12 protein-coding genes and 1 tRNA gene are annotated in these 12,499 nt (G+C 39.4%); 7 read left to right on the forward strand and 6 right to left on the reverse strand.

Features of this window, described 5'->3' with window-relative positions:
• The first annotated feature begins 22 nt into the window (after positions 1–22).
• The 5 genes from mutY (at position 23) to ABJE44_RS00220 (ending at position 5,057) form a co-directional block, all read left to right on the forward strand.
• A complete protein-coding gene (gene mutY / locus ABJE44_RS00200; protein ID WP_348113579.1) occupies positions 23–1,081 on the forward strand; it encodes an A/G-specific adenine glycosylase in 1,059 nt (352 codons plus the stop codon).
• Between the two features lie 22 nt (positions 1,082–1,103).
• Positions 1,104–1,376 carry an oxidative damage protection protein gene (locus tag ABJE44_RS00205; RefSeq protein WP_348113580.1) on the forward strand — a complete coding sequence of 91 codons (273 nt, stop codon included), beginning with the start codon at positions 1,104–1,106 and terminating at the stop codon, positions 1,374–1,376.
• Between the two features lie 167 nt (positions 1,377–1,543).
• Positions 1,544–1,619 (forward strand) — tRNA-Phe (locus ABJE44_RS00210).
• A gap of 291 nt (positions 1,620–1,910) precedes the next feature.
• Complete coding sequence (locus ABJE44_RS00215; RefSeq protein WP_348113581.1) at positions 1,911–2,306, forward strand: cytochrome c5 family protein; 396 nt, start codon at positions 1,911–1,913, stop codon at positions 2,304–2,306.
• A gap of 132 nt (positions 2,307–2,438) precedes the next feature.
• The gene (locus ABJE44_RS00220) at positions 2,439–5,057 is read left to right on the forward strand and encodes an EAL domain-containing protein (RefSeq protein WP_348113582.1); all 2,619 of its coding nucleotides are present in this window, start codon (positions 2,439–2,441) and stop codon (positions 5,055–5,057) included.
• A gap of 35 nt (positions 5,058–5,092) precedes the next feature.
• Here the strand turns inward: ABJE44_RS00220 and rep are convergent, their stop codons facing one another.
• The gene (gene rep / locus ABJE44_RS00225) at positions 5,093–7,108 is read right to left on the reverse strand and encodes a DNA helicase Rep (RefSeq protein ID WP_348113583.1); all 2,016 of its coding nucleotides are present in this window, start codon (positions 7,106–7,108) and stop codon (positions 5,093–5,095) included.
• A gap of 171 nt (positions 7,109–7,279) precedes the next feature.
• On the opposite strand from rep, the gene ABJE44_RS00230 reads away from it, so the two are divergent.
• Complete coding sequence (locus ABJE44_RS00230; RefSeq protein WP_348113584.1) at positions 7,280–7,522, forward strand: accessory factor UbiK family protein; 243 nt, start codon at positions 7,280–7,282, stop codon at positions 7,520–7,522.
• A 32-nt stretch (positions 7,523–7,554) separates the two neighbouring features.
• Here the strand turns inward: ABJE44_RS00230 and ubiA are convergent, their stop codons facing one another.
• Positions 7,555–8,406, reverse strand: coding sequence for a 4-hydroxybenzoate octaprenyltransferase (gene ubiA, locus ABJE44_RS00235; RefSeq protein ID WP_348113585.1), 852 nt, complete (start codon positions 8,404–8,406; stop codon positions 7,555–7,557).
• Between the two features lie 211 nt (positions 8,407–8,617).
• On the opposite strand from ubiA, the gene ABJE44_RS00240 reads away from it, so the two are divergent.
• Positions 8,618–9,040 carry a flagellar basal body-associated protein FliL gene (locus ABJE44_RS00240; RefSeq protein ID WP_348113586.1) on the forward strand — a complete coding sequence of 141 codons (423 nt, stop codon included), beginning with the start codon at positions 8,618–8,620 and terminating at the stop codon, positions 9,038–9,040.
• Here the strand turns inward: ABJE44_RS00240 and glpG are convergent.
• The 4 genes from glpG to ABJE44_RS00260 are packed head-to-tail and all read right to left on the reverse strand — an operon-like array spanning position 9,037 to position 12,487.
• Positions 9,037–9,897, reverse strand: coding sequence for a rhomboid family intramembrane serine protease GlpG (glpG, locus tag ABJE44_RS00245; RefSeq protein ID WP_348113588.1), 861 nt, complete (start codon positions 9,895–9,897; stop codon positions 9,037–9,039). The genes ABJE44_RS00240 and glpG overlap by 4 nt on opposite strands.
• A 5-nt stretch (positions 9,898–9,902) precedes the next feature.
• Entirely contained in the window at positions 9,903–10,229 is a 327-nt protein-coding gene (glpE, locus tag ABJE44_RS00250) for a thiosulfate sulfurtransferase GlpE (protein ID WP_348113589.1), read from the reverse strand.
• Between the two features lie 42 nt (positions 10,230–10,271).
• Positions 10,272–11,294, reverse strand: a complete 1,023-nt coding sequence (tdh, locus tag ABJE44_RS00255) for an L-threonine 3-dehydrogenase (protein ID WP_348113590.1) — start codon at positions 11,292–11,294, stop codon at positions 10,272–10,274.
• Positions 11,291–12,487 (reverse strand): glycine C-acetyltransferase, encoded by a 1,197-nt coding sequence (locus tag ABJE44_RS00260; protein ID WP_348113591.1) that lies wholly within the window; start codon positions 12,485–12,487, stop codon positions 11,291–11,293. The genes tdh and ABJE44_RS00260 overlap by 4 nt, the downstream gene beginning before the upstream one ends.
• Between the last annotated feature and the right edge of the window lie 12 nt (positions 12,488–12,499).

A 12,499-nucleotide genomic window follows, 5' to 3' on the forward strand; every position in this document is an offset into this window, starting at 1 on the left:
AAGAACAACAGTCGATAATTCCGTGTCCAAAAATAGTAGTCAGCCATTTAATCAAAACGTTCTTAAATGGTTTGATAAACATGGTCGTAAAGATTTACCTTGGCAATCTGCTAAAACGCCTTATACGGTTTGGGTGTCTGAAATAATGCTACAGCAAACCCAGGTTAAAACTGTTATTCCCTATTATCAACGATTTATGGCGCGTTTTCCTGATGTACTAAGTTTAGCTAATGCCCCACAAGATGAAGTTTTACATCTTTGGACTGGACTGGGATATTACGCTCGCGCTCGGAATTTACAAAAAGCAGCACAAGTCATTCGTGATGAATACCAAGGCAAGTTTCCTGAGGAGCTAGAACAAGTAATCGCATTGCCAGGTATAGGTCGCTCAACTGCTGGCGCAATATTATCTCTTGCTTGCCAACAAGAGCACAGTATTTTAGATGGTAATGTAAAGCGAGTGCTGGCACGCTATTTCGCTATAGACGGTTGGCCGGGCAATAAAAAAGTAGAAACCGAATTATGGCGCTATGCAGATGAATTAACCCCAGCCACCAGAACCGGCGACTACACTCAAGCAATGATGGATATGGGCGCTACCCTATGCACTCGTAGTAAACCTAAATGTGATAGATGCCCTGTACAATTGGGATGCTTGGCTTTTGTTCAAGGTAGACAAACCGAGCTCCCCCATAAAAAACCAAAAAAACACATCCCTACTAAATCTACAATTATGTTAGTCCCAATGTGGCAGCAACAAGTATTAATTTATAAGCGCCCTCAAAGTGGTATATGGGGAGGGTTGTGGGGACTTCATGAAGTTGAAAATGAAGGAATGATAGAAAAGGTCACAACTAATTTAAAATTGGGAGCGGTACAAGAACAGGCACTAGACCCTTTTCGTCATACTTTTAGCCACTTTCATTTAGATATTCAGCCAATTGTATTGCACTTAAAACAACAACCCTCACACCAGATAATGGAAAACTCACAAATGTGGTTTGATTTAGCGCAACCACAAAGTTTAGGATTAGCCGCGCCAACCAAGAAACTATTTAGTACAATTGGTGCATCATTTTAATTAAATATGTAATAAGAGCATTATGAGTAGAACTGTATTTTGTCAACGCATGCAAAAAGAAACCGATGGCCTTGATTTTCAACTTTATCCTGGCGAACTAGGGCAGAGGATATTTGAAAATATTGGTAGAGAAGCATGGGCTGAATGGCAAAAGAAACAAACCATGTTAATTAATGAGAACAAGCTCAATATGATGGAGCCGACAGACAGAGCATTTTTAGAAACCCAAATGCAGGCTTACCTATTTGAAGGCAAAGAGCCAAATATTGAAGGTTACGTTGCGCCAAACAAGTAATTTAACTAAAAATTTCTACCTATATGGCATTTTTTGTAGTCAATTTGCTTAATCTATAAGCGATCTACAAAAATACCGGAAAAAGTGGTTGACTTAAAAGCCGTAAATCCGTTTAATACGCACCCACAGCGACACAGGCATACTTATACAGTAGTTTGTTAGTTGAAGCCCAGATAGCTCAGTTGGTAGAGCAGAGGATTGAAAATCCTCGTGTCCTTGGTTCGATCCCGAGTCTGGGCACCATTATTACAGACAAACCCTAACCTTTTGGTTGGGGTTTTTCGTTTCTAAAGGCTAATAAATTTCACCTGATATCGCTTTATTTACCAATCCTTTTTAACTAGGCTTTATGTCTAAATCAATACATAAATTGATATCGTGCTATATCACCCATTATCTTCCAATTAATTTAATTCAAGTCGTAAAATTTGATATTTCATTAGGAATATTTTTTCTAAATGGTTGTTCATAAAGCATTAGTGGTTATAATCTCCTACAGATTTTAAGGTTAATACGCCTGATTTGGAGAATTTTGTGAAATTTAACGTTTTTTTATGCATTTGTGTGAGTGTATTTAGTATTTTTAGTGCTCAAGCTCAAGATATGACTGAAGATGATATCAAAGCTCGTATTGAGCCTGTAGGTAAAGTACATATTGCTGGAGCAAAAGCTGAAGCAGCTTCAAGTGGCCCACGCTCAGGGGCAGACATATATGCCAAGACTTGTGTTGCTTGTCATAGTATAGGTGTTCTAGGTGCTCCAAAATTACAAGACGCTGCAGATTGGAGTCCCCGCTTAGAAAAAGGTTTTGATGCAGTTTGGCAAAATGCTATCAATGGTATCGGTGGCATGCCGCCTAAAGGCACCTGTAATGACTGTACTGACGACGAGATAAAATCAGCCATAGAACATATGATTGATGGTATTTAAAATCGCAATAACTGAACAATGTATTGTTTAAAATAAGGCCACCTTGGGGTGGCCTTTTTGATCCGAATAGTTTATTTTTACGGGATAACTAAAAAAATAAATCAACAAAGCTAAGCTTACTAATAAAACCCAATGAACTCTGAAAATGTTGCCAATGAATTGTCGCTAGAAGAACTGCGTGAGTTAGTTCCTCAATTGCAACAAATAACCAAAAAATACAAACGCTCTGAAAGAATTCAGAAGTCATTGTTTGATATTTCAGAGTTGGCAAGTTCGATTAATGAATTATCTAGTTTATATCCTGCCATACACGAAATCATCAGCGATTTCATGCCCGCTAAAAGCTTCTTCGTGGCTTTTTATGAAGAAGAGAATGAGCTAATTGATTTTGTTTACTTTGTTGACGAGTTTGACGAACAAGTCATAAAAAAAGTATCGGCGGAAGAACTAAAGCACAGTCTTACTGGCCACCTTCTACGTACTGGTGAACACCTTTTTTTAACTAGAGAAAATCGACAAACCCTATTAAATAACTCTTCAATTAAGAGTATGGGGGCCGACTCTGTAGATTGGGTCGGAGTTCCTCTAAAGCGTGGTTCCCAAGTAATTGGCGCCATAGTGGTACAAAGTTATGTCGAAACCGAACGTTATTCCCAAGAAGACTTAGAGTTATTGTTATTTGTATCACAACATATAGTGAATTGCTTAGATCGCGTAAAAAGCCGAGAGTTGACCGAAAAAACGATTCGCCAACGAACGAAGCAAATGCGGCAAATCAATGAAGAATTACAAGAAGAAATAAGCGAGCGACAAAAAGTTGAGGCGTTACAGCAAGCTCTGTTTGAAATTTCAGAGTTATCAGCCTCAATCGAAGGCAATATGGATGATTTTTATCGCACTATCCATGACATTTTATCGCGATTGATCGGTGCGCCAAATTGTTATATCGCATTAGTAGATAATGATAATAAAATTCTACATTTTCCCTATTATAAAGACGAGGTGTATCCACAAGTAAAATCAAGGCCCTTAGGTTTAGGTGTTACTGAGTATATTATTCGTAATGGCAGTGCAGAATTAATAGACCCAACTAAAGTAAAACAATTAGCCGCCAATAATGAACTCGCAATTGATACTGCTAATAGTATTAGTAAAAAAATGACTTCATTGATTGGTGTTCCATTAGTAGTAGATGGCATCATTTTAGGTGTTATAGCCGTACAAAGTTATGGCAACGAAAAACGATATAACCTGCGGGATTTAGAATTTTTGCGATATGTGTCCCATCATATAGCCGTTGCTTTAGAGCGAAAGAAGTACTCCGACAATATCCAAGCTTATAATCAACGTTTAGCCAACGAAGTAAAACAACGCACCGAAGAACTACATACCACAAACGCCTTTTTACAAAAACAAATAGAAGAACGTAAGCAAGCACAACTGCAGCTTGAGCATGACGCCCACCATGACTCCTTAACCGGACTAGCAAACCGAACATTATTTAACACTCGATTAGATTTAGCGCTAGCCAGTAAAAAGCGTTATGTATCACATAACTATGCAGTGATATTTATCGATTTAGATAGATTTAAGCAAATCAATGATTCTCTTGGGCATTATGCTGGTGACGAGTTCTTAAAAGAAGTCGCTCGTCGTATAGACTCTTGTATTCGTGGTCATGATTTATTAGCACGTTTAGGGGGGGATGAGTTTGTAGTCTTGTTTGATAACTTTGAGACGGCTACAGATATTGAAGAAATTGCATCAAGAATTATTAAATCAATAGCCCAACCATTTAATATTGAGAGCAAAGATGTTTACTCTGGTGCCAGTATTGGTATTGCTTCAATCGAAAGTGGTTATCAAAAGGCTGACGAAGTATTAAGGGATGCGGATGCTGCTATGTATCAAGCAAAATCACTGGGACGTGGTCGCTATATTATTTTTGATAAGACCATGCGTGAAAAGTTACTTGAAGAGCTTGAAATAGAAAGCGCTTTTAGAAAAGTACTCAATGCAGATGCTTTTGAAAGTTATTCACAGCCAGTATTCGACCTCCAGCACAAACAAGCTATTTATTCCGAATGCTATATTCGTTGGGAGCACCCAACCTTAGGTAGAATTAAACGAGAGCAATACTTCCAACTTGCAGAGCAAAGTGGGTTAACAGTAGAGATGGATAAATTCATGCTAAACAAAGCATGCAATATTCTTCGCTACTGGGGGCAGAGTAATCATGATAGCGCTCAGAAAAGAAAGGTAGCCATCAACCTTTCGACTCACCATCTAACCCAAACTAGCTTGGCTAAATCTTTGATCGAGTACATTAATAGCTGTGGTATTGATCCCAACAAGTTAGTATTTGAATTTGATGAAAATGCGCTTAATCGTAGTTCTCTGTTTTTTTTACCCGCGATAAAAATATTAAAACGAGCAGGCATAACATTAGTGTTAGATAATTTCGGTAGCGGGCTGGCTTCCTTAAGCTACTTATATACCTATCCATTTGACTACGTTAAGGTTGATCATCTTTTTGTAAAAAGCTTAACTCGATCTGAACGCAATTTAAAACTGTTAGAATCTTTGAGAGCTATTTCAGGACACTTAAACTTTAAACTCATTGCAGAAGGTATAGATACAGAAGAACAATACCAAGCATTAGTTAATGCTAAATGTGAGTTTGGGCAAGGTAAATACTTAGAAGCCTCAAGTAAAATAGATTTTGCTCAGAGTTTAGACAAAGCAATTTAAGCTTCAGAAGTCATCCCCCTTACCTAGGGGTTCCGTTATTTATTCCCCATTAAGTTACGTAAATTAGCAATACCCACTTGAGACTTTTTCTGTCGTTCTTCAGCTGAAACCTTAACCTTTTTCTCTTGCCACACTAAATCATCTTGGGGTAACTCATAGAGAAAGCGGCTTGGTTCAGGGTTAATCACCTCACCGTATTGTCTGCGCTCTTTTACCAAGGTCATAAATAGTTCTTTTTGAGCACGCGTAATGCCAACATAAGCTAAGCGCCTTTCTTCATCGATGTTATCTTCATCTATGCTGCTTTGATGGGGTAATAAACCTTCTTCCATTCCCACCATAAAGACATAAGGAAACTCTAAGCCTTTAGAAGCATGAAACGTCATCAGTTGCACCTGATCAGCTTCATCTTCATCTTCGCCTCGCTCCATCATATCTCTTAAAATAAAGCGATTAACCACCTCTTGCAGTGTCATAGGCGGTTCAAGCTCATTGCCCTCTAGCATGTCACTCATCCAGCCAAATAAAGTACTAATATTAGCCATAGCCATTTCAGCTGCTTTGGGGCTAGTACTTGACTCATAGAGCCATTCTTCATAACCCATGGCTTTTATCATTTCACGAATAGTTGCAATGCCATCACCACGCACCACGCGATCTGATAACTCTACAATCCAGCGACTAAACTGCTCTACCGCAACTAAGGCTTTTCCTGACAAGACATCTTGCAGGTAGGGAGAAAATGCCGCCTCAAATATAGGAGTTTTGTTTTGATTTGCGAGATTACCTAACTTTTCTAAACTAACTCTGCCTATCCCCCTTGTAGGCGTATTAATCACTCTAAGCAAGGCGTTATCATCATCTTGGTTCACCAATAAACGTAAGTAAGCCATGATGTCTTTTATTTCAGTACGTCCGAAGAAAGACATACCACCGCTTATTTTGTATGGAATACGGTTGTTGGTTAGTACTTTTTCAAAGACTCTAGATTGGAAGTTGCCACGATACAAAATCGCATAATCTTTATAGTCTGTTCGCTTCATAAATTTATGAGCCATTAACTCAGCCACAACACGCTCAGCTTCATGGTCTTCGTTTTTCGCTGTTATCACCTGTAATGGTTCACCATAGCCTAATTCAGAAAATAATTTTTTCTCAAACACATGAGGGTTATTTTGAATTAAGATATTGGCACAATGCAAAATCCGCTCTGATGAACGATAGTTTTGCTCCAGCTTTATAACCCGTAATTTAGGAAAGTCTGTCTGTAATAAAACTAGGTTTTGTGGTCGAGCGCCTCGCCAAGAATAAATCGACTGATCATCGTCACCTACTACAGTAAATCTAGCTCGCTCACCCACTAATAATCTTACCAATTCATATTGGCTAGTATTAGTATCTTGGTACTCATCCACCAGCAAATAGCGAATTCTGGTTTGCCACTTAGTTCTAACTGATTCATTAGTTTTTAGTAGCAGTGTGGGAAGTAAAATTAAATCATCAAAATCGAGGGCGTTATATGCACGCAGATGGTTATGGTAGCGTTGATAAAATTCAGCATATTCCAATTCCCCGGGTGACAAGGCTTGACTCTTTAGATGCTCAGGCAGAATTAAATCGTTTTTCCAGTTAGAGATACAACTCTGTAATAATGACAACTGCTCTTTGTCACCATCTAATTCAACTTCCGTTAAATCCTTTAACAAAGACAAACTGTCTTTGTCATCAAACAAAGAAAAACCCGGCTTTATACCCAAGGATTTTACTTCAGATTTAATAATAGTGAGTCCTAACGTGTGAAAAGTAGACACTTTTAAACCTCGGGCTTCCTTCTTCCCAAGAGTCTGCCCTACCCGCTCTTTCATCTCTCGAGCGGCTTTATTGGTAAAGGTGACGGCTGCAATATATCTAGCCGGCATTTCACACTCCCGAACTAAATAAGCTATTTTATTAGTGATGACTCGAGTCTTACCGCTGCCTGCCCCCGCAAGCACTAAGCAAGGCCCAGAAATAAAATTAACGGCTTCATTCTGACCGGGATTAAGTTTCATGCTAAATTAAATGCCTAAAGGAGATAAAGAATCAAAAAGATGATGATTATATTAAATAACCGGATTAACACTTATTATATTGTTTTTTAGACTCGCGCCCCAATTAAATTTTATTAGTGGATACTTTTTTATTAGTACACACCCAACTTAAAAACCGTTACGAGAACCGCTATGTTAAACCCTAAAAAGTTAGAAGAACTTGCTAAACAAATTACTGAAGCCGTACCGCCAGGGGTTAAAACTATGGCTGAAGGTGCAGAATCTAAAGTAAAACAAGTATTACAAACCCAGCTTAGCCGTCTTGATTTTGTCAGCAGAGAAGAGTTTGACATTCAAAGTCAGGTATTAATACGTACTCGCGAAAAGCTTGAAGCTCTTGAAGCTCGTATCGCAGAGTTAGAAAAAACTGAATAGAGTTGTAGAGGAGTTAGCTTGCTCCTCTTAACTTACAGCCAATAATTCCAAACAATGCCAATAGTAATAACCATTCCTACATAGTTATTATGTAAAAACCCTTTAAAACACAAGTCTCTATCTCTATTTTTGATAAGTAATTGTTGATAACCAAACAGGCCTAATGAGATGCCGCAAGCCACAAAAAATGGCCAGCTAAACGCTAAGCTTAGTCCAACTAACAACAACAACAATAGACTGAACAATTGTAATAATCCTATGATTACTTTGTCATAGTTACCAAAAAATATAGCCGTCGATTTTATTCCTACTTTGATATCGTCTTCCTTGTCAGCCATGGCATACTGGGTGTCATAGGCGACTGTCCAACATAAATTTGCTAAGTATAAAGCCCAAACAATCCAACTTAATGACTGCTCTGATGCCACAAAAGCCATAGGTATAGACCATCCAAATGCCGCACCCAATACTAGCTGTGGGAAATAAGTATAACGCTTCATGAATGGGTATAAGGTGGTTAATAGCAAGGCACCAAACGACATCAAAACTGTTTGCCAGCTAAGTGTCAGTACCAAAACCAAAGCCACTAACAATAACAAAATAAACAAACCTAAAGCCTGTTTGACAGTCACCTCTCCGGTCACTAAAGGCCGAGTTGAGGTTCTTGCCACTGCACCATCGACTTTTCTGTCTGCATAATCGTTAATAACGCAACCAGCAGACCGCATTACAACTACACCTAGCACAAACACGAAGAGTAAATGTAAGTTTGGCGCTCCCTCTGCCGCTATCCACAAAGCCCACAAGCAGGGCCATAACAATAGATAAATACCAATCGGCTTATCAGCTCGTATTAGTCGCCAATACCCACTCAATTTAGCCATTAAAAACATTGTTCCTTTATTTACTCTTAGATAAGAGTTTTTATTATTGATTGATCATAACAAGGGCAGCACATAGACTGAAGTAAATCCCAATCAAACTAAATCAAAATTTAGAGCAAAGTGCGCACTGGTTTGAAGATTAGCTATTATGCTTTTCCTTAAAAGTTGATAGACTTCGCTTTAAATTATTACCCAAAGAAAATTACCTAATATGAAAAAATCACTGTTGATAGTTGCCAGTTTATTAATTCTTATGGGTTATCAAAGCTCTACATTTGCACAAGAGCAAGCCCGAAAAACCTATGCCTACTTCAGCTTAGAGCCAGATATTGTCACAAATTTTATAAGCACTAATACAAGCTCAAGAAAGTTAGGGTTTGTAAGGGTATCCGTTGAGTTAATGTTAAATGACCCTGAATACCTTGAGGCGGCCGAACATCACTCGCCACTATTAAAAGCGGCAGTTATAGAGATATTTGGTCGTCAGAGCGCAGAAAAAGTAACCGCATTAACTGGACGTGAAGATATCCGTCTAACCTGTTTAGAAAAATTACGGGAGCTAATGCTTAAGGAAACTGGGTCTGAAATGATAAATCAAGTCATTTTTACTAAATATATCCATCATCAAGGTTAATTGTCTGCTCGCCTCGAGGCCCTAAGCACCAATACCCAAGCAAACAAACAACCACAAATGAGCCCTGCTGTATGGGCTATGTTGGCCATATGGACCGGTAATATATCCAAGTAACCTACCAATAACCAAACCAATAGAAAGCCCACCATAGGCTTGGGTAACGATATACCCCAAGATGGTTTTAACCAACCTAACCACCAAACACAACCAACCAAAGCATAAACTACCCCAGACAAACCACCAAAGCTGGGGCCGTTAACCATTAACTGAGCGACATTTGAAATAAGCGCAGACATGGTAAATAACAAGATTAAGTAACTAGAACCAAAAGTATTTTCCAGTTGTTTCCCTAATATCCACCACCACAGTAGGTTAAAGGCAATATGCATAGCTGAAAAATGAATTAATGCAGGCCCTAACAATCGCCACCATTGACCATTTGCAACCAATTCTGAAAGAGGCTCAATTTGTAACCAAGCGTAGGGTGCACTGATCCCAATCATAGCTAAACAATAAATAACAATACAAACAACTAACACACTCGCGGCGAATGGCGACCGAATGAGGCTCAACAGTATACTATCAGTTGAAAATGAGGGATCTTGATCCAAGGTTACCGACTCTCCTGCATGCCAAGCAGCAGTTTGGTACTTTTTATTACTTGGGTCTAATACGAATTCTTCTGCATATAGTTTCGCCTTGTCTAAATCGGCAGGGTCAGCCAACATAACACCATGGGCATAATCATTATCAAGCCTACAGTACTCCACTCTAATACCCTGCTCTTTCAAATAAAGGCTGAGTAGACGAGCTGGCTGTTCTTTAGAAAAAGCGACGAGTTTAATGTGGGTATTCAAAAAGCTTAACTTTCCTTTGATGTTTCAAATGGTTGTAGGTTACGCCATGCTTCAAAGCCACCATCCAAGCTATACACTTCTTCAAAACCTTGATGTATTAGAAATTGCGCAGCTTGCTGACTACTATTGCCATGGTAACAACATACAATAACAGGGGTTTCAAACTCTACACTCGATACAAAACTATTTAAGGTTCCATTGGTTAAATGTATAGAATCTTTTATATGCCCTGCAGCAAAAGAAGCTTCATCACGTATGTCTACACATTCTGCCCCACCATTTGCCAACTTTAGTTGTGCCTCTTGTACAGAAATATGAGCGAATTGCTCCATTTAATTTACTCCAGTAAATAATAACCTAAGGTAGTTTACACTCTACCAATTTAAAATAACCTTCCCCGAATGCCCAGACCCCATAACATCAAACCCTTTTTGGAAATCGTCTATTGAAAATTCATGGGTAATAATAGGTGTTAGGTCCAAACCGCTTTGGATCAAGCTCGCCATTTTGTACCAGGTTTCGAACATTTCCCGGCCATAAATACCTTTAATCACCAAGCCTTTAAAAATCACCTGATTCCAGTCAATGGCGACATTATCAGGTGGAATACCCAGCATAGCAATTTTGCCTCCATGATTCATGTTTGCCAACATATCACGTAGCGCATTAGGTGCACCTGAAATCTCTAAGCCTACATCGAACCCTTCATTCATCCCTAACTCTTTAGTCACGTCGACAAGAGACTCAGTAGCCACATTTACCGCTCTAGTTACCCCCATAGTCTTAGCTAAATTTAAACGATAAGGATTTATATCGGTAATCACTACATTACGCGCCCCGACATGCCTAGCAACCGCAGCTGCCATGATGCCAATAGGACCAGCCCCCGTAATTAGCACATCTTCTCCCACTAAATCAAAGGATAAAGCGGTATGTACTGCATTCCCAAAAGGGTCAAATATAGCAGCTAAATCACTACAAATATTACTTGGAATTTTAAAAGCATTAAAAGCTGGAATAACCAAATATTCGGCAAAAGCTCCCTGCCTATTGACTCCCACACCAGTAGTATTGCGACATAAATGACGGCGACCAGCCCTACAGTTACGACAATGCCCACATGTAATATGACCTTCACCGGAGACTCTATCGCCAAGATCAAACCCTTTAACTTCTTGGCCCATATCAACAACTTCACCCACATATTCATGACCCACTATCATAGTTAATGGAACAGTCTTTTGTGACCAAGCATCCCAGTTATAGATATGCATATCTGTGCCGCAAATAGCAGTTTTGTGGATTTTAATTAGTAGGTCATTATGGCCGCACTTTGGCATCTCAGATTCGGTTAGCCATATACCTGGTTTCGGATGTAATTTCGCTAGTGCCTTCACCCAATCACTCCTAGATCTTTACCTACTTCAATAAAGGCATCCACTGCAATATCTACTTGATCGAGGCTATGAGCTGCTGACATTTGGGTGCGGATTCTTGCTTGGCCTTTTGGTACAACAGGAAAAGAAAAGCCAACAACATAAATGCCTTTTTGCAACATTTTATCGGCCATATCACTGGCAAGCTTTGCATCCCCCAACATAACCGGAATGATGGCATGATCTTGTCCAGATAATACAAATCCAGCCGCAGACATACGCGCTCTAAAATGCTCGCTATTCAAGCGTAATTGCTTACGCAACTCCCCTCCATTAGCCATCATTTCAAATACTTTTACTGAGGCTGAAACAATAGGCGGAGCAACAGAATTAGAAAATAAATAAGGTCGTGAACGTTGACGCAACCATTCGATCACTTCTTTTTTCCCAGAGGTGTAACCGCCAGAAGCGCCACCAAGAGCCTTACCTAACGTCCCGGTTAAAATATCCACTCGCCCCATCACATTGCAATATTCGTGAGTACCTCTGCCTTGCTCTCCAACAAAACCCGTTGCATGACAATCATCTACCATTACTAAGGCTTGGTATTTATCTGCGAGATCACAGATAGTCGCTAAATCAGCAATCACACCATCCATAGAAAACACGCCGTCGGTGGCAATAATTTTGGTACGCACTCCATCTTTGTCTGCTTGAATGAGTTGCGCTTCTAGTGCTGCCATATCATTGTTAGCATAGCGATAACGCTTTGCCTTAGACAAACGTACTCCATCTATAATGCTGGCGTGGTTAAGAGAATCAGAAATAATTCCATCATTTGCATCTAAGATTGTCTCAAACAAACCACCATTTGCATCAAAACAAGACGGATAGAGTATGGTGTCTTGCGTTCCTAAAAAGGTAGATATTTGAGTTTCGAGTTTTTTATGAATATCTTGTGTGCCGCAAATAAAGCGCACCGATGCCATCCCAAAACCATAATCATCTAAGCCCTGTTTTGCTGCTTCAATTAACTCAGGGTTGTTGGCCAATCCCAGGTAGTTGTTAGCGCAAAAGTTAAGTACATCTTGATTATTTGCTACTTTGATATCAGCCTGCTGACTAGAGGTAATAACTCTTTCACTTTTATACAAGCCTTGCGCTTTGACTTCAGATAATTGCGCAGCTAAACGCTGATAAAACTCATGTTTCATGGAACATCCTCG

It is taken from the genome of Paraglaciecola sp. (assembly GCF_039942875.1).
GTDB lineage: Bacteria > Pseudomonadota > Gammaproteobacteria > Enterobacterales > Alteromonadaceae > Paraglaciecola.

Bases quoted from the DNA above. Each gene is read 5' to 3' on its own strand.
- ABJE44_RS00205 (WP_348113580.1), top strand. From the start codon at position 1,104: ATGAGTAGAACTGTATTTTGTCAACGCATGCAAAAAGAAACCGATGGC.
- glpE (WP_348113589.1), bottom strand. From the start codon at position 10,229: ATGGAGCAATTCGCTCATATTTCTGTACAAGAGGCACAACTAAAGTTG.
- ABJE44_RS00230 (WP_348113584.1), top strand. From the start codon at position 7,280: ATGTTAAACCCTAAAAAGTTAGAAGAACTTGCTAAACAAATTACTGAA.
- rep (WP_348113583.1), bottom strand. From the start codon at position 7,108: ATGAAACTTAATCCCGGTCAGAATGAAGCCGTTAATTTTATTTCTGGG.
- ABJE44_RS00240 (WP_348113586.1), top strand. From the start codon at position 8,618: ATGAAAAAATCACTGTTGATAGTTGCCAGTTTATTAATTCTTATGGGT.
- ABJE44_RS00220 (WP_348113582.1), top strand. From the start codon at position 2,439: ATGAACTCTGAAAATGTTGCCAATGAATTGTCGCTAGAAGAACTGCGT.
- ubiA (WP_348113585.1), bottom strand. From the start codon at position 8,406: ATGGCTAAATTGAGTGGGTATTGGCGACTAATACGAGCTGATAAGCCG.
- ABJE44_RS00260 (WP_348113591.1), bottom strand. From the start codon at position 12,487: ATGAAACATGAGTTTTATCAGCGTTTAGCTGCGCAATTATCTGAAGTC.